Annotated in this window: 20 protein-coding genes; 12 read left to right on the top strand and 8 right to left on the bottom strand. The window is 66.4% G+C overall.

Annotated elements, in window-relative coordinates; translation table 11 throughout:
• Position 1: 1 nt before the first annotated feature.
• Positions 2-679 (bottom strand): response regulator, encoded by a 678-nt coding sequence (locus QN347_RS01275; RefSeq protein WP_133191754.1) that lies wholly within the window; start codon positions 677-679, stop codon positions 2-4.
• A gap of 140 nt (positions 680-819) precedes the next feature.
• Between QN347_RS01275 and QN347_RS01270 the strand changes: the two genes are divergently transcribed.
• Complete coding sequence (locus QN347_RS01270) at positions 820-1,272, top strand: MaoC family dehydratase (protein WP_322160758.1); 453 nt, start codon at positions 820-822, stop codon at positions 1,270-1,272.
• Positions 1,269-2,159, top strand: a complete 891-nt coding sequence (locus tag QN347_RS01265) for a CoA ester lyase (RefSeq protein ID WP_322160756.1) — start codon at positions 1,269-1,271, stop codon at positions 2,157-2,159. Before QN347_RS01270 ends, QN347_RS01265 begins: the two co-directional genes overlap by 4 nt.
• 168 nt (positions 2,160-2,327) lie before the next feature.
• Here the strand turns inward: QN347_RS01265 and QN347_RS01260 are convergent, their stop codons facing one another.
• Positions 2,328-3,095 carry a FadR/GntR family transcriptional regulator gene (locus QN347_RS01260; RefSeq protein ID WP_133191757.1) on the bottom strand — a complete coding sequence of 256 codons (768 nt, stop codon included), beginning with the start codon at positions 3,093-3,095 and terminating at the stop codon, positions 2,328-2,330.
• 269 nt (positions 3,096-3,364) lie between these two features.
• Here QN347_RS01260 and QN347_RS01255 point away from each other — a divergent pair, with 269 nt between their 5' ends.
• On the top strand, positions 3,365-4,633 hold the full coding sequence (locus QN347_RS01255; RefSeq protein ID WP_322160754.1) for an MFS transporter: 1,269 nt from the start codon (positions 3,365-3,367) through the stop codon (positions 4,631-4,633).
• A complete protein-coding gene (locus QN347_RS01250; RefSeq protein WP_322160752.1) occupies positions 4,630-7,011 on the top strand; it encodes a TIM-barrel domain-containing protein in 2,382 nt (793 codons plus the stop codon). Before QN347_RS01255 ends, QN347_RS01250 begins: the two co-directional genes overlap by 4 nt.
• Positions 7,012-7,118: 107 nt before the next feature.
• Here QN347_RS01250 and QN347_RS01245 read toward each other — a convergent pair whose 3' ends face one another.
• Both QN347_RS01245 and QN347_RS01240 read right to left on the bottom strand, forming a co-directional pair.
• Positions 7,119-7,790: an outer membrane protein gene (locus tag QN347_RS01245; RefSeq protein WP_133191760.1), complete on the bottom strand. Its 672-nt coding sequence runs from the start codon at positions 7,788-7,790 to the stop codon at positions 7,119-7,121.
• Between the two features lie 519 nt (positions 7,791-8,309).
• Entirely contained in the window at positions 8,310-8,780 is a 471-nt protein-coding gene (locus QN347_RS01240) for a hypothetical protein (RefSeq protein WP_322160750.1), read from the bottom strand.
• A 67-nt stretch (positions 8,781-8,847) separates the two neighbouring features.
• Between QN347_RS01240 and QN347_RS01235 the strand changes: the two genes are divergently transcribed.
• Both QN347_RS01235 and QN347_RS01230 read left to right on the top strand, forming a co-directional pair.
• The gene (locus QN347_RS01235; protein ID WP_165954562.1) at positions 8,848-9,177 is read left to right on the top strand and encodes a hypothetical protein; all 330 of its coding nucleotides are present in this window, start codon (positions 8,848-8,850) and stop codon (positions 9,175-9,177) included.
• Positions 9,178-9,358: 181 nt separating this feature from the next.
• Positions 9,359-9,784 carry a pyridoxamine 5'-phosphate oxidase family protein gene (locus QN347_RS01230; RefSeq protein WP_322164116.1) on the top strand — a complete coding sequence of 142 codons (426 nt, stop codon included), beginning with the start codon at positions 9,359-9,361 and terminating at the stop codon, positions 9,782-9,784.
• Between the two features lie 9 nt (positions 9,785-9,793).
• On the opposite strand, the gene QN347_RS01225 is transcribed toward QN347_RS01230, so the two are convergent.
• The gene (locus QN347_RS01225; RefSeq protein WP_322160748.1) at positions 9,794-10,681 is read right to left on the bottom strand and encodes a DUF4886 domain-containing protein; all 888 of its coding nucleotides are present in this window, start codon (positions 10,679-10,681) and stop codon (positions 9,794-9,796) included.
• 122 nt (positions 10,682-10,803) lie between these two features.
• Positions 10,804-11,067: a DksA/TraR family C4-type zinc finger protein gene (locus QN347_RS01220; protein WP_322164115.1), complete on the bottom strand. Its 264-nt coding sequence runs from the start codon at positions 11,065-11,067 to the stop codon at positions 10,804-10,806.
• A 145-nt stretch (positions 11,068-11,212) separates the two neighbouring features.
• Between QN347_RS01220 and QN347_RS01215 the strand changes: the two genes are divergently transcribed.
• The 6 genes from QN347_RS01215 to QN347_RS01190 all read left to right on the top strand — a co-directional run bounded on the left by QN347_RS01215 (position 11,213) and on the right by QN347_RS01190 (position 16,569).
• Positions 11,213-11,494: a CsbD family protein gene (locus QN347_RS01215; RefSeq protein ID WP_133191764.1), complete on the top strand. Its 282-nt coding sequence runs from the start codon at positions 11,213-11,215 to the stop codon at positions 11,492-11,494.
• A gap of 31 nt (positions 11,495-11,525) precedes the next feature.
• The gene (locus tag QN347_RS01210; RefSeq protein WP_323493950.1) at positions 11,526-11,834 is read left to right on the top strand and encodes a hypothetical protein; all 309 of its coding nucleotides are present in this window, start codon (positions 11,526-11,528) and stop codon (positions 11,832-11,834) included.
• A gap of 129 nt (positions 11,835-11,963) precedes the next feature.
• Positions 11,964-13,055, top strand: coding sequence for a PHB depolymerase family esterase (locus QN347_RS01205; RefSeq protein WP_322160745.1), 1,092 nt, complete (start codon positions 11,964-11,966; stop codon positions 13,053-13,055).
• A 72-nt stretch (positions 13,056-13,127) separates the two neighbouring features.
• Entirely contained in the window at positions 13,128-14,642 is a 1,515-nt protein-coding gene (locus QN347_RS01200) for a cation:proton antiporter (RefSeq protein WP_322160743.1), read from the top strand.
• A 65-nt stretch (positions 14,643-14,707) separates the two neighbouring features.
• Positions 14,708-15,163 (top strand): DUF4126 domain-containing protein, encoded by a 456-nt coding sequence (locus QN347_RS01195; RefSeq protein ID WP_322160742.1) that lies wholly within the window; start codon positions 14,708-14,710, stop codon positions 15,161-15,163.
• A complete protein-coding gene (locus QN347_RS01190; RefSeq protein WP_322160740.1) occupies positions 15,160-16,569 on the top strand; it encodes an FAD-containing oxidoreductase in 1,410 nt (469 codons plus the stop codon). Before QN347_RS01195 ends, QN347_RS01190 begins: the two co-directional genes overlap by 4 nt.
• Positions 16,570-16,578: 9 nt before the next feature.
• On the opposite strand, the gene QN347_RS01185 is transcribed toward QN347_RS01190, so the two are convergent.
• Together QN347_RS01185 and QN347_RS01180 are read right to left on the bottom strand one after the other, a co-directional pair.
• A complete protein-coding gene (locus QN347_RS01185) occupies positions 16,579-17,742 on the bottom strand; it encodes a CehA/McbA family metallohydrolase (RefSeq protein ID WP_189677108.1) in 1,164 nt (387 codons plus the stop codon).
• Positions 17,743-17,802: 60 nt separating this feature from the next.
• Complete coding sequence (locus QN347_RS01180) at positions 17,803-20,295, bottom strand: TonB-dependent receptor (protein WP_322160737.1); 2,493 nt, start codon at positions 20,293-20,295, stop codon at positions 17,803-17,805.
• Between the last annotated feature and the right edge of the window lie 38 nt (positions 20,296-20,333).

Below are 20,333 nucleotides of genomic sequence, written 5' to 3'. Positions count from 1 at the left end.
CCTAGGCGACGAGCCGATAGCCGATCCCGGGCTCGTTGAGCAGCAGCGCGGGCGCGCCCGGATCGAGCTCGAGCTTCAACCGCAGCGCGCGCACCGCGACGCGCAGATATTCGACATCGTCGAGATGCCCGTCGCCCCACACCACACGCAGCAGATGCGCGTGCGTCAGGAGCTTGCCGGCATGCCGCGCGAGCTCGGCGAGCAGGGCGAATTCCTTGCGCGTCAGCTTCACCGCCGCGCCGTCGCGCGACACCTGGTGTGCCGTGAGGTCGATCTCGACTGGCCCGACCTTCAGTAGGTTCCCGCCCGGCGGCACGGCATTGTGCCGCCGCAGCACGCCGCGCACTCGGGCCAGCAATTCCTCGGTATCGAACGGCTTCACGACATAATCGTCGGCGCCGAGATCGAGCGCGGCCACCTTCTCCGCGGTCGCATCGCGCGCGGTGAGGACGATCACCGCGCGGTCCATCGCCTTCAGCAGCGGCACGAGTTCGATCCCGTCGCGGTCGGGCAGGCCGAGATCGAGCAGCACCAGCGCGCACCCCGGGCGATGCGCCAGCGTCAGCGCGTCGGCGGCGGTGGCGGCTTCGTCGGCGGTCAGCCCGGCGCGCTCGATCGCGCCGCGCACCAGGCGGCGGATCGCGGATTCATCGTCGACGATCAAGATCTGTGCGGTCATTTGCTTCCCGTACGCGCGATCGGCGCATTCGGCCATGCCACGACGAACGCCCGGTACCCGCAGAGCTGCGGCCGCGTCGAGGCGATGGCGTTTTGCGCAATTCCTGCCTAATCCATCGCGAGGCAAAGGAGCGGAGAGCGATGGCAGGATTGTGGTTCGAGGAGTTGCAGGTCGGGCAGACCTTTGCCCATGCGATCCGGCGGACGGTGACCGAGACTGACAATCTGCTCTTCTCGACGCTGACGCATAACCCCGCGCAGCTCCATCTCGATGCCGAGTACATGAAGGACAGCGACTATGGTCGCATCATCGTCAATTCGACCTTCACCTTGGGGCTGATGGTCGGCGTGTCGGTCGGCGACACCACGCTTGGCACCGCGGTCGCCAATCTCGGCTGGGACGAGGTACGCTTTCCCGCGCCGGTGTTCATCGGCGACACGCTGCGGATCGAGACCGAGGTCGCCGAGCTGCGCGAGTCGAAGTCCCGCCCCAATGCCGGGATCGTGACCTTCATCCACTGCGCCTACAATCAGCGCGACGAGCTGGTCGCCTCGTGCAAGCGTTCGGGGCTGCAGCGGCGCCGGCCGGCATGACGCCGCTGCGCTCCTGGCTGTTCATCCCCGGCGACAGCGAAAAGAAGCTCGGCAAGGTCGATGCTTGCTGCGCCGATGCGGTGATCCTCGATCTCGAGGATTCGGTCGCCGCGGCGAACAAGCCGGCGGGCCGGGCGCTGGTCGCGGCATTCGTCGGCGAGCGTCCGCGCGGCACCCGCGCCAGCCAGTTATGGGTGCGGATCAATCCGTTCGACAGCGGGCTCACGCTCGACGATCTTGTCGCGGTGGTCGGCGCCGCGCCCGATGGCATCATGCTGCCGAAATGCGACGGGCCCGACGACATCCGCCGGCTGTCGCACTATCTCGACGCGCTCGAGGCGCAAGCCGGCGTCGCACCGGGATCGATCAAGATCGTGCCGGTGGCGACCGAAACCGCCGCAGCCCCGTTCACGCTTGGCGCGTATGCGGGGGCGGGGCTCGATCGCTTGCTTGGGCTGACCTGGGGCGCGGAGGATCTCTCCGCCGCGCTTGGCGCGAGCAGCAATCTCGATCCCGCCGGCGGCTGGGCGCTGACCTATCGCCTGGTGCGGTCGCTCACGCTGCTCGGCGCGAAGGCGGCGGGGGTTCAGGCGATCGATACGCTCTATGTCGATTTCCGCGACGAGGCGGGCTTGCGCGACAGCTCGCGCGCAGCGCGGGCGGAGGGCTTTACCGGCCGCCTCGCCATCCATCCCGCGCAAGTCGCCGCGATCAACGCGAGCTTCATGCCGTCGCCCGAGGAGATCGCGCATGCGCAGCGGATCGTCGCGGGGTTTGCAGCGGCGCCGGGCGTGGGGACCGTTGGGCTCGATGGGCGGATGGTGGATCTGCCGCACTTGAAGCAGGCCGAGAGTCTGCTCGCATTGGCTGCGGCCTATACGCGGTAGGGTTGGACGATCGGACCTCCGTTACCCCGGCCTTGTGCCGGGGCCCACCGTGCCGCAAATGCTGCCAGCGCAGTGCAGCGCATCCCGGTAGACCCCGGCACGAGGCCGGGGTGACGGCTACGACAGGCCGAGCGCGGGTCCGTCAACGGTATCGCCCCGGTGCGCAGCTCAGCCCGAACTCGCCACCGCCACCTTGTCGCGGAAGCGCCGCCGCTTGGCATCGACATCCGCGCGGGCGCGCTCGATCGCTTCGACTTCGGTCGCTTCGAGCAAGGCGTCGATGACGCGCCCGAGATGGTCCCACATCGCATTGTGCGCACGGCTCGCGTCGCCCGATGCCAGCGCCTCGACGATCCGCAGATGCTCGGACTGGCGCGGCGCGACCCCAGCGGTGCGGACCTTCTCGGTCAGCAGGCGGTATTGCGGTGACCGGCTGCGCGTGTCCCACAGCATCGCGACGGTGATCTCGAGCGCGCTGTTGCCGGTGGAACGCGCGATCTCGAGGTGGAATTCGCGATCGGCGACCTCTGCGGTGACGAGATCGACATTCTCCATCTCGCGCACCAGCGACCGCAGCCGCGCAAGGCGCTCGGCGTCGATTTGCCCCGCCGCAAGCCCCGCGACTTGCGATTCGATCAGCCGCCGCGCTTCGAGCAGCTCGAATCCGCCGACATCGGTTTCACTGAGCACGCCACCCGCCGGATGCAGCGCGGCGACATACACCCCCGAATTGGTTCGCACCTCGACCATGCCGTCGACCTCGAGCGCGATGATCGCCTCACGCACCGTTGGGCGCGACACCTTGTACTGCAGCGCAAGGTCGCGCTCGGATGGCAGTCGATCACCGATCGCATAGCGCCCGCTGGCGAGCGCGGCGCGGACGTCGGATGCGACCTGTTCGTAAAGCCTTGTGACGCGGCGCGGCTGGTCATTCATCATGCGATCGTGACCGAGCTTTGCGAAGAGCGCAACATCTGCAACATCTTGGATACCGAATTCTTCCCTGGCCAATCTGGCCTTACCAGCATGGACAGCGCGGACCGATCTGTCTAGCTTCCTCGGCATAATGTCGGGGAGGGACGCATCGTGAAGATCCTGGACGCGCGCGTCATCGCCACCGCGTGGGGGCGAGACTCCGCTGCCGACACACCACGTCTTGCGAAAGATCCGGTCGCGTTGCACGGCATGGCGTGGACGCTTAGCGCATGAAGATCCGGCATCTGCGCTGGTGGATCGTCGGTTTGATTTGCGTCGGCACGATCGCCAACTATCTCGCCCGCAATTCGCTCGGCGTGCTCGCCCCGCAGCTGAAGGCGAGTTTCGCGATGTCGACGCAGCAATACAGCTATGTCGTCGGGGCGTTCCAGCTTGCCTACACCGTGATGCAGCCCGTCGCCGGCTATATCGTCGATCATTTCGGGCTGCGCGCTGGCTTCGCCTTTTTCGGTGTCGCCTGGTCGGCCGCGAACATGCTGAGCGCGCTGGCGGGCGGCTGGCTGAGCCTCGCTTTCTTCCGCGCCTTGCTCGGCATGAGCGAGGCGGCGGCGATCCCGTCGGGGATGAAGGCGATCGCCGAATGGTTTCCAGCGCGCGAGCGTTCGGTCGCGACGGGCTGGTTCAACGCCGGCACCTCGCTCGGCGCGCTGATCGCGCCGCCGATCGTCGTCGCGGTGACGCTGTGGGGAGACTGGCGGCTCGCTTTCGTCGTGACGGGCGCGGTCGGGTTGGTGTGGGCGGGTGCGTGGTACGCTTTCTATCGCTCGCCGAACGACCATCCGTCGATCACGCCCGAGGAACGCGCCATGATCGCGCAGGACCGCCCGCTCGTCCCGGCGCGCCGTGCGAGCGCGAAGGAGATCCTGGGGAGCGCGAAATTCTGGGTGATCGCGGTGCCGCGCTTCCTCGCCGAGCCGGCGTGGCAGACCTTCAGCTTCTGGATCCCGCTCTACCTCGCGACCGAGCGCGGGATGGATTTGAAGCAGATTGCGCTGTTCGCGTGGCTGCCGTTTCTCGCGGCGGATCTCGGCGGCGTGCTGGGCGGGTATCTGTCGCCGTTCTTCATCAAGCGCTTCGGGATGCGGCTGATCCCGTCGCGCGTGCTCGGCATCAGCCTTGCCGCGGTGTTGATGATCGCGCCGGGCTGTATCGGCCTCGCCGCGAGCCCGTACACCGCGATCGCGCTGTTCTGCATCGGCGGCTTTGCGCACCAGATGATCTCGGTGCTGATCAACACGCTGTCGGCCGATGTCTTCACGCCCGAGGAAGTCGGCACCGCCAACGGGTTTGTCGGGCAGGCCGGCTGGATTGGCGGGCTGCTCTTCTCGCTGCTGATCGGTCAGCTGGCGGATACGGTCGGCTATGCGCCGTTGTTCGGCGCGCTCGCCGTGTTCGACCTGATCGGTGCAGCGGTGCTGATCGTCTTCGTCAGCCGCCTGACGTTACCCGAAGTGCCTGAGTCGAGGGAGTTGGCATGAGACACGCCACGATCGCCAATCCGCCGCTGTTCGCGCTGACCGAGCGCGCGCACGGACGGATCACGCTCACCGCCGATACTGGCGCGGTGGCGCATCTGTTCGTGCTCGAGGACGATATCGTCCGCCTCCTGCTGCTCGCGAACGGCACGGTGACGAGCCCGCCGAGCTGGGCGATCGCCGCGGGGGCCGAGGATATCGCGGAGCCCGGGCGCGACCGGATGGACGTCGCGGGCTTCGCTTGCCCCGAGGCTTTGGTCGAGGAGACCGACGGCACGCTCGTCGTCGCGACCGCGCGGATCCGCGTGACGATCGCGCTCCACGGCTTGCACTGCCGTTGGGAACAGCATGACGGCGCGGCCTGGCAGCCGATCGCCGCCGACCGCCCGACCCAGGCGTATGATTTCGGCTGGTGGGACGGCCGCGCGCACCACTTTCTCGAGCGCCGCGCGGGCGATCGCCATTATGCGCTGGGCGAACGCGCGGGCGCGATGGACCGCACCGGCCGCCGCTTTCGCCTCACCAGTCTCGATCCGATGGGCTATGACGCCGAACTGAGCGACCCGCTCTACAAGGCGATTCCCTACGTGCTGGTCGCCGATGCCGCCGGCCGCTGCCACGGCGAATTCCACGACACGCTCGCGCGCGTCACCTACGATTTTGGTCGCGAACTCGATAACTATCACGGGCCGTACCGCCACGTCGTCGCCGATCACGGTGATGTCGATTTGTGGATGGTCGCCGGCCCCGACCCGCTCGCGGTGACCAAACGCTTTACCTGGCTGACTGGGCGCCCTGCGCTGATGCCAGCCTGGTCGCTCGGCTATTCGGGCTCGACGATGACCTATACCGATGCGCCCGATGCCGCGGTGCAGATGCAGAGCTTCACCGCCAAGCTCGCCGAGCATGACATCGGCTGCACGTCGTTTCATCTGTCGTCGGGCTACACCTCGATCGGCGACAAGCGTTACGTCTTCCACTGGAACCGCGACAAGTTTCCCGATCCCGCCGCCTTCGTCAAAAGCTATGCCGATGCGGGCGTGCGGCTCGTCCCCAACATCAAGCCGGCGATGCTGCTCGATCATCCGCTGATCGACGAGGTGCGCGAAGGCGGTTTGCTGGTCGCGGACGCTGATGGCGTGGAGACTCAGGCGCAATTCTGGGATGCGCCCGGCGTCTATCTCGACTTCACCAACCCGGCGACCGCGGCGTGGTGGAAGACGCAGGTGACGACAGCACTGCTCGACACCGGCATCGAAGCGACATGGAACGACAATAACGAATATGAAGTGTGGGACGCGCGCGCGCGGATCCACGGTTTCGGCACCCCGCGCGCGGCGGCCGAAGCGCTGCCGCTGCAGGCGTTGCTGATGATGCGCGCGTCGCGTGCCGCGCAGATCGCGCATGCGCCGGGCAGGCGGCCCTATGTCGTGACGCGGTCGGGGATGACCGGCCTGCAGCGCTACGCACAGACTTGGTCGGGCGACAATCGCACCGACTGGAAGACGCTGCGCTACAATCTCAAAATGGGCCTAGGGCTCGCGCTTTCGGGGATCTCGAACAGTGGCCACGATGTCGGTGGCTTTGCCGGACCGCCGCCCGATGCCGAACTGCTGGTGCGTTGGGTACAAGCCGGCGTGCTGATGCCGCGATTCAGCATCCACAGCTGGAACGACGACCGCAGCGTCAACGAACCGTGGATGCATGCCGAGGCGCTCCCCGCGATCCAGCGTTTGATGGCGTTGCGGCAGACGTTGCTGCCGTTCTTCGGCGATCTCCTGCTGCGCTACAGCCATGATTTCGAGCCGATCGTCCGGCCGGTATGGCTCGATCATCCCGGCGATGCGGCGGCCTGGATCGACGGTGACGACCATATGCTCGGGCGCGACGTGCTCGCGGCGATCGTCGTCGAGCACGGTGCCGCGATGCGCACCGTGCGGCTTCCGGGGCGCGACGATTGGTACGACGTGTGGAGCGGGACGCGCCATGCCGGCGGCACCGTGATCGAGGTCGACGCGCCGTTGGCGGGCAATCCGCCGCTGTTCGCGCGCGCCGGTTCGGCGATGTTCGTCGATCTTGCGCAGGGCGGCTTCGCGCCCGCGCCACGCGATCGCGGGTTGTGGCTGTTCCCGCCAGCGGGGGAGGGCGATTTTACCGTCAGCGCCTTCGAGGAATACGAAACACGCGAAGAACCGCGCGTTTGGCGCATTACCGGGGAGTGTACCGCCGACGCGATCACGCTCACCATCGCTGCCGCCGATGCGTATCCGCTGACGATCGTGCTTCCACACGGCGAGGAGCGGGGCGTGGCGATTCCCGGTGCGCGCATCGAGGAGCGGCACGACGTCACTGGCCGGCGCGCGCTCCGCATCACCGGCTGATTCCGCTCGCGTCGCTGAGCAAACGAAAACGGGCGCTCTCTTGCGAGAGCGCCCGTCGACGTGATCCGATCCGGGCGACGGCGTGATCGCCGCTGCCCAACTCGACCTTATTTGAAGCGGAGGCCGACGCCGCCCATGATGCGCTGACGCGACGTGTGGTCCGAATACTGCGAATAGACGTACTGCGCCGAGACGTAGAGGCCCGAGAGCGGCCCCGAGAAGCGGCTGCCCATGCCGTATTCGACGCCACCACCGAGCTGATAGCCGTCGGTCGAGTAACGATCGTAGAAGCTGCGACCGGCGACGGGCGAGGTGAAGCGCTTGCGCTGCTGGTTGTTCACATAGCCGCCCTTACCGAAGATGAGGAACTGCGGGGTCGCCTGGATGCCCGCGCGGACGCCAACGCCCAGTTCCTCGAACGACTTGGTGCACAGTGCGCCGCCGGCGGCACCGGTGCAGTTCTCGCTCCAGTTGTTCGAACGCCAGTAGGTCGCTTCCGGACCGACGACGAAACGCTCGCCGAGCTGGCCGTCAAAGCCGACCGACGCGCCGTAGCCGAACTTGTCGCGGTGCACGCCCTGCGACTGGAAGCGATCGCCACCGAAATTGCCTTCGACGCGGAAGCCGCGGAAGCTGCCCGAGGTGCTCTTGGCTGCTGCCTCGGCGGGGGTTGCTGCCGTGGTGTCCTGCGTTGCCATCGGTGCGGCGGCGTCCTGCGCGAGCGCGGGAACGGCCGAAAGGAGGGTCGCTGCGAGCGACGCGGTGAGAAGTTTGTACATGGATGAGCCTCTGAAATGCTGACAAGTGGCGGTTAAACCCGGCGGGAACGTCAGAGTTCCTCGGTCGAAGCGCGATGGTTTGGGTGTGTGACTTTATGGCAACGGTCTCGTTGATCGACCGCATCCGTGACGTCGGCGCTCTTCTCCGGGAGCGCTGCGGCGTGGCCATATGCGCAAAGACCCGCAAAATCGAGTCGACATTTGATCGTGTCGTGTCGGCCGAATGCGCGAAGGCGAATGAAAAATTTCCGACCGACAGCGTCGCATCACGAGAACGCACTGTGCTCCGGCGCCTGATCGGGAGGGCCGCCGGGGGGCGGGTTGGGGTGTCGAAGATGTTTTCTATTCACCAAGACATCAGGCCATTTTGGGCGGGTCCTGCGCTTCCCCATGCTCTGGCTCGGTCGCCGGTGTTGATATGGTAAAAATACAATGTGCGTCGAAGTCGTCATTTCCAGGGCGGTAGGATCTTAACAAACAAAGCATTTATCTCTCATTGGGGAAATCAGATTGGTAATCTTACGATATTTCAAAGTATCGGCCTTCGGCGTTAACCATTCTCTTGCTTAGGCAAGGGATCATGCGATGCAAGAAATGTACATTGGCAGCGCGCTGTGCGAGGTTACGCCCGGCGGAGAATTGATGTTGCCGCACCGCTTCTTCGAAACTTCGCGATCGCGCTGCATCGACGAATTCCTGTTCATTGGCCTGCACGAGGAATCGCCCTGCCTCATCGCGTTCGATCGAGTCTACGTCCTGCAACGCCAGTTCGAAATTGCCGAGCGGTTCGCCAAATCCCCGCGCGCATTTCACGATCACCATCAGCTGCGCCGGACCTATGGCTTTGTCGATACGGCGCCCCTCGCGCCCGACGGGATGTTGCAGCTTCCCGCGACGATGCGCGAGCGCGGCGGGATCGGGACTGCGGCTCTGCTGGTAGCGAGCGGCGCGTGCTTCGAGCTTTGGGATCTCGAAAGCGTGCTCGCGCATGGGCCGTCGGATCTCGTCACGCTCGCAGCGTTGTTACAAACCCATCAGGTCACCAAGGAGGTCACTCATGGCGATATTGTGTCTGCTGCTCGGCCATGTGCCGGCGCTCAATCTGCAACGCAATCAACGCTTCGCGTTCAGCCACTGCCTCCGCTGTCGCCGCGACATGATCCGGTCGGACGGCCGCGGCGCAGCGGATGACCTCGCCTCGCGCTGGCGGCGCGTGCCGCCAGGAATGCGCGTGCGGCGGGCGCGGAGCGTTTCGGTCACGGGCCAACCGGGGTCGGGCGCGCCGGATCTGCTGCGTATCGGTGCGATCGCGCTCTATTGGAAAGCGCAGGACTCGCTCCGCCCGCGCCCGAAACGCGCGCGGATCCTGCGGCTTACCGCGCAATGAGCGTCAGGCGCCTTTTGCGCGATCGGGATAGTTTCCGGGTTTCACGGGGGTGACGGTGGGTCGATTGTCGACGTCCGCTGCTCGCGCCCGGCGCCCGGCCCGTTTTGCTCGAGACGATCGCGGAACCCGCGTCGCTACGGCCGGTTATCGTGTCAAACCAGCAGGAGAGCCGCCAGTGACGATGACCCTCAAGGATCTTGCCGCAGCGATGCGCAAGATCGACTTCACGATGCTGACGACGGTTGCGCCCGATGGTGGTCTCGCCGCGCGACCGATGAGCAACAATGCCGATGTCGACTATGACGGCGACAGCTACTTCTTCGCGCTCGACGACACGCAGACCGTTGCCGAAATCGCGGCCAATCCCAAGGTCGGGCTGACGCTGCACGGCAATTCGGGGCTGCTCGGCAAGCCGCCGCTGTTCATCGCTGCGGCGGGCGAGGCCGAGCTGATCCGCGACAAGGCGGTGTTCGCCGAGCATTGGAACCCCGATCTCGAGCGCTGGTTCGAACAGGGTGTCGACACGCCGGGCCTCGTGCTGATCAAGGTCCACGCCCAACGGGTGCATTACTGGAACGGCGAGGATCAGGGCGAAGTCCGGCCCTAGCCGCTTCGGCTAGCGTCGCGGACGCGCCTCGGCGGCGAGCTGGTCGTGCGCGACGCGTTGCAGCGCGGTCGCCTGCGCGGGGGACAGGCCAAGCTCGTCGGCGGCGCTTTCATCCTTGCCGAGCGTCAGCGGGTCGACCCCGGTGATCCGGCCGAACACGACCAGTGCCTCGAGATAATAGCCATAGACGCTCGCATGATACTGGTCGTAGCTCCACAGATCGAGCTTGCCGAACGCCACGCCGTCATAGGGGTTGGCGTCGGCCACGCCGGTCTGAATCGCGCGGTTCCACGCCTCGCCGACCGGTAACACGCCCGCCACGCCGCGGGTCGCCGCCCGCACGCGATTGGCGGCGGCGCGCAGATCGAGCGCCATCGCGGTGACGGGGCGGCCGTACCAGTGACCCTTTGGGCGATAGGTCTCGTCGGCTCGGCTCCACGTCGCCATCAATTCGATCTGCACCGCCGGATTATAGCCGTGGAACAGCGCCACCAGACGCGGCACGCTGCGCAGATAGCTGCTTGCATCACCCGGCCGTTCGCGGTCGAGCGTGCTGAATTCCTGCAGCACGACGACATCCCAGGCGCGCTCGAACAAGGCGCGGCGTTCATCGAAATGGAACGCCAGCGACTGGCCGCCCTGCGTCTCGAGGCTGACCGCGTAATTGAGCCCGGCCTCCTCGGTAAATTCCTTGAACAAGGCCGGCACGCCGCCATAACCGTCGCGATTGAGATCGACGACGCTGCCGGCATGCCAGTTGCGCACCGGCGAATGGGCCCCTTGCGTGAAGCTGTTGCCGATAAACAGGATCGTGCGCTGCCGCGGCTGCGCTGCCGCTGGGGCAACCGCGCAGAGCGCCAGCAGCATGGCCAGCGCCTTCAAGCCGTTCATCGTCATCTCACCCCTTACCGTCGCCGATCGCGGTGTGGCCCTATCGGCAATGTCGCGCGCGACTGCAAACGCCGTTTCGCAGGGGGATGTTCGCGGCGATGGCGGAAGCGACCTGGGGATACGCGGGATCAGCGCAATTGGCTGTCCTTGCTGCCCCGCCGGTTGATCCCGCCGCTGCGGATCTTTGCATCGCGTTCGGCCTGGCACGCGATGCAGGTGCGTGCACCGGGCAGCGCCTCGCGGCGCGCTTCGGGAATATCATCGCCGCATTGCTCGCAATAGCGCGCCGCTTCGCCCGCCAGAAGCCGCGCGCGCGCCGCCAAAACGGCGTCCGCCACTGTATCGTCGATCTGATCCTGTACCGCGCCGTCCTGCGCCCAACCGTTCGCCATGTCCGTATCCCGTTGTCGATACGGAGAAATAGGAACGATGCGCGGCTTTTCCAGCGCAGTGCGGCGGTGGATGGACCTTCTATGCCAAACGCTCGTTATCGCCGCACGCGCGCCAAGACCGGCAGAGCGCATCGAAAGGTCAGTTATGAACAGCACGTCGTTCAAGGGTGAAGCTCAGGATCTCGGTGGCACAATCAAGGAAGCCGCAGGCAAGCTGACGGGCGACACCTCGTTGCAGGGTTCGGGCGTTGCCGATCAGGTCGTCGGCAATGCCAAGCAGGTCGCCGGCGCGGCAATGGACGCCGTCTCGAACCCCGGCCCGCTGGTCGACAAGGTCCGCACCTTCGCGCGTGACCGGCCGTATGCTACGGCAGCTCTGGTCGGCGTGCTCGGCCTCGCCGTGATGAACACGCTGCGCGGCAAGTAATGCCAGGTCGCCATCGTGCCGTTCGGGCACGGTGGCGACACGCTGCGTGGGGATGAAGACAATCGAACGACAGATTTTGAGTGAAATCGATCGCCTCGTGCCCTCGGGCCTTATCGAGCAATGGGCGATGCATCTGCGCCGCCAACGCTCGCGCGCAAGCGATGCGCTCTGGCTGATCGAAAACGGCTTCTCGGTTCATGACGGCCGCAATGGCATTCCCACCGAAGACGTGACCGAACGCCATCGGCACGAGCTCGAGACCACCGTCGCCGAAGTCGGCCGGCTGCTCGCCCAATACGACGCCATCAATTTGCGCGGATGTCCTGATCCGACCGAATAACCGATGGTTGCGGTTTGGGCGGCACAACCCCTGTGCAGTATTTCCAAACCTTTGTTATTGTGCAGTGCAGCATAATCCCTATCTCTTGGGGCCGGCCCGCACCTGCAGGCGTTACCCAAGAGGCCGATCATGCGGCGCATTTCAGACACTATCGCGCGCATGGCGGCGCATCCCTACGCGACCCAGCCCCCCGAAGTGCCGAGCCGCCTCGCGCTGCTCGAGAATTTCGGAAGCAATCCCGGCGCGCTCGAGGCGCATTGCTATCTCCCCCCCGATTTGCGCCCGAATGCGCCGCTGGTCGTCGTGTTGCACGGCTGCACGCAGAATGCCGCTGGCTATGACCAGGGCAGTGGCTGGTCGACGCTGGCCGATCGCGCGGGCTTTGCGCTGCTGTATCCCGAACAGCGCCGCGCCAATAACATGAACCTGTGTTTCAACTGGTTCGAACGCAGCGACATCGCGCGTACGGGGGGTGAAGCCGAATCGATCGCGCAGATGATCGAGACGATGGTCGCGACGCACCGCCTCGATCGCAGCCGGATCTTCGTGACGGGTCTTTCGGCGGGTGGCGCGATGACGGCGGTGATGCTCGCCACCTATCCCGATCTGTTCGCGGCGGGCGCGATCATCGGCGGACTGCCCTATGGCGGCGCGACGAGCATGTTGCAGGCGCTCGACCGGATGCGCGGCCACGGTGCCGACAGTGCAGCCGTTGCGGCAGATGTGGTGCGCGGTGCTGCGCCTGGCGTGGCGCACCGGCTTCCCGCCGTGTCGATCTGGCACGGCGATGCCGATCGTACCGTCGTCCCCGCCAATGCCGACCAACTTGCCGATCAATGGCGGACGGTGCACGGCCTGCCCGACGCACCGAGCGAGACGAAGACCGGCGCGACCTGGCAAAAGCGCGTGTGGCGCGATGCATCGGGGCGCGCCGCGGTCGAGCAGTGGAATGTCGCGGGCATGGGCCACGGCGTGCCGATCGATCCATCGGGGCCCGAGCGGCTGGGGCAAGCCGGTCCCTATATGCTCGATGTCGGGCTTTCGAGCAGCCGGATGATCGCCGATGCCTGGGGATTGACGCGCGAGGCGCAGGCGACGCGGCCGAACGATCGCACGCCCAAAAGACCCGCCGGACGCGGAACGCCGCAGCCCGCGGATTCGGCAAACGCGGTGCAGGCGATCATCGCGCGCGCGCTGCGCGCTGCCGGCCTGCTTCATTAAGCGGCGCGGGCTGCATGCCGCGTCGGTTGCGCCGGGCCTGACACGGCGCTCGCGGCTTGATACGCTCGGGCCATGACCTTTTTCGAAAGCCTGTTGGCGTTGCTGTTCGCAGCGATCGTCTCGCTCCAGGCAGCGCGGCGGCTGAACTTGCCGTATCCCGCGATTCTCGCGCTCGGCGGCGTGGTCATCGCCTTCGTCCCGGGTGCGCCGACGATCGCGATCGACCCCGGCACCGTGCTTGCGCTGTTCATCGCGCCGGTGCTGCTCGACGCGGCGTTCGATTTTCCGCTCCATGCCGCCAAGCGCTTGTGGCGCCCGCTGTCGATCCTCGCGGTCGGGGCGATCCTCGCTACCACCGCGACCGTCGCGTGGATCGGCGTCGCGTTCGTCGGCCTGCCGCTCGCCGCGGCGGTGGCGCTCGGCGCGATCGTCGCGCCGCCCGATGCGGCGGCGGCGACCGCGGTGCTCGGCACGGTCTCGCTCCCCAAGCGCACGATCGCGGTGTTGAAGGGCGAGAGCCTGTTCAACGATGCGACCGCGCTGCTGCTGTTCGGCGCGGCGCTCGCGGTGCAGGCGAATGGCGGCTTCGGCTCGGGGGTCGCGCTGCAGCTCGCGTTCGCGGCACCGGGCGGGATCGTGTTCGGCATCGCCAGCGCGTTCGTGTTCCAGTGGCTCGGCAAGTTCGTCGCGGGGACGCTCGGCGGCAACATCCTGCAATTCATCAACGCCTTCGCGGTATGGATCGTCGCCGAGCATCTGCACCTCTCGCCCGTGCTCGCGGTGGTCGGCTGCGCGATGACGATCGCGCGGTCGGGCGGCAGCGGGTCGCCACGGATGCGCGTCCACAGCTTTGCGGTGTGGGCGACCGTGGTGTTCCTGTTCAACGTGCTCGCATTCCTGCTGATGGGGATGCAGGCGCGGCTGATCGTGGGGCGGATGACGGCAGCGCATTTGTGGGATTCGCTCGCGGTCGCCGGCGTCGTGATCCTCGCGGTGATCGGCGCGCGGATCGTCGTCGTGATGGCGTGGAACCTGCTCGCGCGGCGCTTTGCGGCTGTGCGCGGCGATCTCACCCCGCCGACGCTGGCGCAGGGTGTGTTCGTCTCGTGGTGCGGGATGCGCGGGCTGATCACGCTCGCGACTGCCTTTGCGCTGCCGGCGAACTTCCCGCAGCGCGATATCGTGGTGCTCACCGCCTTTGCGGTCGTGCTCGCGACGCTGATCGTCCAGGGAATGACGCTTGCGCCGCTGATCCGCTGGCTCGGGCTCGACTCGGTCGACGATGCCGACCGCGAACTCGCCGACGCGCGGCGCGATCTGGCGGCGGCGGGCGCCGCGGCGCTCGACGGTGCGCCGGGGCGCGATCCCGAGCAGTTCCGCTATGCCTATGCGCTGTTCGGCACTTCGGCGGAGAAGCCCTATCGCAAGGTCGGCCTCACGGGGATCGCCGCCGAGCGCGAACGGCTCGAGGCGCTGCGGGGCGACGACGCGATCGGTGACGAGAGCTATTATCGCCTGCAGGAGGAAATCGACTCGCGCGAACTCTCGCTGCTCCCCGAGGGCGAGCGCCGCATCGAGGAAAGCTAGGACTCGTTTGACCGCGCGCGGCGCGCATGGGAGGGACAGGCCTTCTCTCGCGCAGGACTCGTTTTATGATCGTGCTCGCGTTCCTGATCGGTATCGTCGCGGGGTCGCGTACGATGCTCGCGCCCGCGGCGATCGCCTGGGCCGCCGCCGCGCGCGGGCTGGCGCTCGACGGCAGCTGGCTCGCCTTTTTCGGCTGGCGCTTCACGCCGTGGATTGCGTCGCTGCTCGCGCTCGGTGAGTTCGTCGGCGATGTCTTGCCGACCACGCCGAGCCGGAAACTGGCGGGACCGTTCGGGGCGCGGCTGGTGAGCGGCGGCGTGTCGGGCGCGGCGATCGGCGTGGCGAGCGCGATGCCGCTGGTCGGGCTCGGGCTTGGGCTGCTTGGTGCGGTGGTCGGCACGCTCGGCGGGGCCGCGCTGCGCGCGCGCCTGGCGCTGGCATTCGGGCGAGATCTTCCGGCCGCGCTGGTCGAAGACGTCATCGCGCTCGCGCTGGCCGTTGCCGTGGTCTTCGCGCTGTGACCCGCGCGTTCGATGCGATCATCGTCGGCGCCGGGCAGGCCGGGCCGCCGCTCGCTGGGCGGCTCACCGCGGCGGGCATGACCGTCGCGCTGATCGAGCGAAAGCTCGTCGGCGGAACGTGCGTCAACACCGGCTGCATGCCGACCAAGACGCTCGTGGCGAGCGCCTATGCCGCGCATCTCGCGCGCCGTGCCGCCGATTTCGGGGTGCAGGTCGGGCCAGTGACGATCGACATGCCCGCGGTGGCGGCGCGTGCGCACAAGGTGACGCTCGACGCGCGTGGCGGCAACGAGCGCTGGCTCGAAAAGATGGAGCGGCTAACGTTTCTCCGCGGCCATGCGCGCCTGACCGGGCCGACGACCGTGGACGTCGATGGCGAGGCGCTCTCGGCGCCGCGCATCTTCCTCAACGTCGGCGGCCGCGCCGCGGTGCCTGACATGCCGGGGGTCGGCGATGTGCCGCATCTCGACAATACCGACATGGTCGCGCTGGCGCATGTGCCCGAGCATCTCGTGATCGTCGGTGGCAGCTATATCGGCCTCGAATTCGCGCAGATGTACCGCCGCTTCGGCGCGGCTGTAACCGTTGTCGAGCGCGGCGATCGCGTGATCGCGCGCGAGGATCCGGAGATTTCCGATGCGGTCCGCCAGATCCTCGAGGACGAAGGGATTGCCGTGCGCGCGGGGGCGACCTGCATCGGCTTTACGCCGCACGACGACGGGGTGGCGGTCTCGGTCGATTGCCATGACGGCGCGCCCGTCGTGGTCGGGAGTCATGTCCTGCTCGCGGTCGGGCGGCGGCCCAATACCGACGATCTCGGGCTCGATGCGGCAGGCGTGAAGACCGACGCGCACGGCTATATCACTGTCGATGACGGTTTGCAGACGAATGTCCGCGGCATCTGGGCGCTCGGCGATTGCAACGGGCGCGGTGCCTTCACGCATACGGCGTATAACGATTTCGAGATCGTCGCCGCCAATCTGCTCGACGGCGAGGACCGTAAGGTCAGCGACCGGATCCCGGGTTATGCGCTCTATATCGATCCGCCGCTCGGGCGCGTCGGCATGACGCAAACGCAGGCGGCGGAGACAGGCCGGCCGATCCTGGTGGCCACCCGCCCGATGACGCGCGTCGGCCGCGCGGTCGAAAAAGGCGAGACCAAGGGGATGATCAAGATCGTCGCCGACGCCGAGACGAAGCGTATCCTTGGCGCGGCGATCCTCGGGACGGGCGGCGACGAGGCGATCCACGGCATCCTCGACATGATGAACGCCGATCAGCCGATCGACGTGCTGCGCTGGGCGGTGCCGATCCATCCGACGGTCTCCGAACTGATCCCGACCGTGCTCGAAGGCCTCGCGCCGCCGAGCACGGATCCACAATCGCCGATCGGTAACGCCGCCTGATAGGCAGGTTCAAAAGTCAGGATCGAAATTGAAATAGATCGGGTTCGACAGCGCGATCATCTTGCCGCTCAGCACGGTCGATACCGGCACTTGCGGATAGGGTGTTTGCGGGCCTTCGACCTCGACGCGGTAATAGCTGCGCCCCGTGGCGGCGGGCGTATCGGTGAAGCTGACGGCGTTGCTTGCGGGATCGGTGTCATAGGCACCGAGCGGCTCGCCATTCTTGATCACGCGGACGTGATAGACCGCACCCTTCACGCCACCGCCGACGAGCCGCACTTGGAACGTGACGGGCTTGCCGGTCGGGCGCGCATTGTCGCCCATCATCATGTCGATCCGCCCGTCGCCGTCGCGATCGGCACGAAGCTCGACGCGCGGGTCGTACGGGTTGGCGCTGATCGACACGCGGCCGTTGGTCAGCGCATCGACCACGCCCTTGGCGTCGCGCGTCCTGGCGAATACCCAGGTGGTCGGCGTGCCGACGTAGTTGGCGCTGCGCTCGGCGGTGTGCGATGTCTTCTGTTCGGGCGTGTCGGGCGTACCGTGATGCGAGTCGCTGCCGCCGCGTCCGGTCAGCTTGCGGCCCGATTTGAGCATGTCGTCCCAGATCAGAATCGCCGCGGCGTTGTTGGGCCAGATCGCCGAATTCCACACTTCGAGCGAATCGAGCAAGTCGAAGCTGAAGCCCCAATGGTCCTTGCCCGCAGGATGATTGCCCGAGAGGTGGATGCCGAGCGATTGCTTGACCGCGAGGATCTTCGCATCGCGCGCGTCGCGCACGTCGAACAGGCGCCGATGGTCGTAGGGCTTGGCCGAGAAGACGTTGCCGTGGCCGCGCTCGGTGGTCCATTCGGCGCCGTAGAGCAGGATCACCGATTTGGAGGTGAATTCGGGGTCGCTCCACGTGTTGTGCGCGACGTCGCCCGCGACGTGATTGTCGTGATCGGTGATGCCGAGATAGTCGAAGCCCGTATCCTCGGCGAACTTGATGATCTTCGCCTCGGGATTGTTGGTCGAATCCTTGCTGTGGCGCGAATGCAGATGCAGATCGCCCTTGAGCCATTGCCCGTCGCTCAGGCTGGCGACAGGCGGGATGCGCGGCGCGTCGCCCGGCGCGGCGAGCAGCGGAGTCTGCGCCAGAACAAGCGCCAGCAGAGGGAGACCAATACGCACGGCAGGATCCTTTCGAAGCAAAGCGACGCGCGACGTGATCGCTCACGCCGCGCAGACGCATCAGAAGCGGTAGGTGAGCGACCCGCGATAGTTCCGCTGGTAGAGCGAGCTGCCGATATAGACCGACTGACCGGCCTGGCTGCTGTCGATCGTGCCCGCGCGCGGATTGCCGTTGACCAGGCCGAAGGCGTTGGTGACGTTCGCCACGATCAGCCCGAATTGCAGCTTGGGGGTGAGCTGGAACTGCGCGGCGAAATCGACCGACCAATAGCTCGGCAACCGGATCTGGTTGGCGACATCGGTATAGAGCGCGCCGACATGGTTGACGTCCGACTGGAGCCGGACCTTGCGGTCGAACAGCGTCACGCCAGGCGTGATGCGGAAGGTGTTGTCGGGCACGCCGTTGACCTTGTGGTGCGAATAATCGGTCAACACGCCGGCGCTGTTGGTGTAGACGAACTTGCTGAAGCGATTGTCCTGCCAGGTCCACGATGCGTGGAGATCGAACCAGTTGGTCGGCCGCCACGTCCCCTCGATTTCGGTGCCGGTGGTCTTGGTGTCGCCATAGACGGTGACCGGCGACAACAGGCCGTTGGCAAGCCGTTGATAGTCGCTGATCGCGTAGCTGTTATACACCGTACGGAAGCCGGTGACGTAGAGATCGACCTTGCCGCGCGAATATTTGATCCCGCCTTCGAGCATGTTGAGCGTCTGCACGACGGGCGCTGCATTGGCGTTGGTGATGAAGCTCGACACCGCAGGCAGCCGGAACGTGTCGGTGTAGCGCGCGAACACGCCGAAGAACGGGCGCGCCTGATAATTGGCGGCGGCGGTCCAGCCGACATGATCGTATTTGCGCGAGAAGGGCGTGAACACCCCGGTGCCGACGCCGACCGAGTCATCGGCGCTCGTCGGGCTCTGGCCGAGATTGACCTTCTTGGTGCCTTCGACCTGCCCGCGCGTCTTGATCTGCTCGTAGCGCACGCCGCCCTCGAGGCGGAACTTCGGGGTCAGTTGCCACTCGTCGCTGGCATAGGCCGCGATATTGTCAGAACTGCCGCTCGCATTGGCAAATTCGGCGCCATATTGAAAGACGCCATTGTCGCTGATCTTGAATAGCTTGTTGCCCTTTGCATCGACGAGATAGGCATCGAGCACTTCGGCATGCGCCTTCACGTCGGTGAGCACCGCGGCACTGAGCGCGTTATAATCTTCCTGCTCGCGCGCATAATAGACGCCGAACGCGAGATTGTGCGTGCCGAGCAGATCGACCTTGCCCACCAGCCGGGTGTCGGTGATGAACTCGTCGAGCGGCACGGTGTGCGTGCGCGCCAGATCGATCAGCGCGAGCCCGTTGCCGTTCTGGTTGACGAGGTTGAACGCTGCCCCGCTGTCGCGATACAGCAAGGCGTAGCCCGTCCCCGCCGCGGGCTTGCCGAAGGTGCTGGTCAGCAGCGCGCTCGCCGATGCGGCGACGGTGTACGGGGTGATGCTGTTGCGCTGCGTCCAGCTCGTGCGATAGCGGACATTCTCCTCGACCTTGAAGGCGTCGCTGATGTCGTAATGCGCCTGGAAGCTGAACTGCGTCAGCTTGACGCTGCTGCCGACGCCATCGTCGAACTTGACCGCGCCGTTCGGCGTCAGGAAGTTGAAATAGCGCGTGTCGGGGCCGACGATATTGTCGACCTTGTTGTCGAGCCCGACGACGTTGCTCGGCGTGCCATTGGCGTTGGCCTGATAGATGCCGCCGCCCCAATAGCCGACGCGCTCATCGATCCGCTTGACGCCGAAGGTAATGTCGCCGCGCTCGAACGCCTTCGACACGTTGACGCGGAACTGGCCGCCGCGATCCTGGGTGAAGCCCGAATTGTGCGGGCCGTCCGAGACGCGGTAATAGCCGCCAGCGAAGACATGCCACCCGCTCGCGCCGATCGGTCCGCCGATCCAGCCGTCGACACGGTGCGAATTGTAGCTTGCCGCCTCGTAGCGAACGAGCCCCTCGAGCGTGTCGCCGCCCTTGCGCGTGATGAAGTTGATCGCGGCGCCCGGCGCATTCGAATAGAAGATCGCCGACGGCCCGCCGCGCACCACCTCGATCCGCTCGACACTCTGGTCGATCCGCAGCGACTGGTCGCCGTTGAGCCAACCGAGACCGGGATCACCCTGGATCGGGATGCCGTCCTCGAGCAGCGCGACGGTCTGATACCCGTCGCTTGGAATACCGCGCACACGCACCCCGCCCGAGACTTCGCCCGACGTCGGCGCGCTGTAGAAGCCGGGAACCTGTTTCAGCGCCTCGGCGACGCCGATCGGCGCTCGGACGCGAAGGTCCTGGTCCGAAATCGTCGAGATCGCATAGCTCGTTTCGACCTTGCGCTGGCGCGACGTGCCGGCGCGGCCGGTCACGACGATGTCGTCGCCATCGGCTACGCGAGTCTTGTCGGGCTCTGCTGCTTTAGGGTCGGCGGCCTGTTGCGCCAACGCCGGCGTGGTGATCGCGGTGCCGGCCAACAAGGTGGCGAACACCGCAGAACGAGCGATGGAATGGATCATGTCTGCGCCCCAACTGATTCGTGTCGAGGCCGCGTATG

This window comes from Sphingomonas sp. 10B4 (assembly GCF_035019905.1).
Classification (GTDB): Bacteria; Pseudomonadota; Alphaproteobacteria; order Sphingomonadales; family Sphingomonadaceae; genus Sphingomonas; species Sphingomonas glacialis.
The sequence above is the reverse complement of the archived record's forward strand: the minus strand, read 5'-3'. Positions and strand labels throughout refer to the sequence as shown.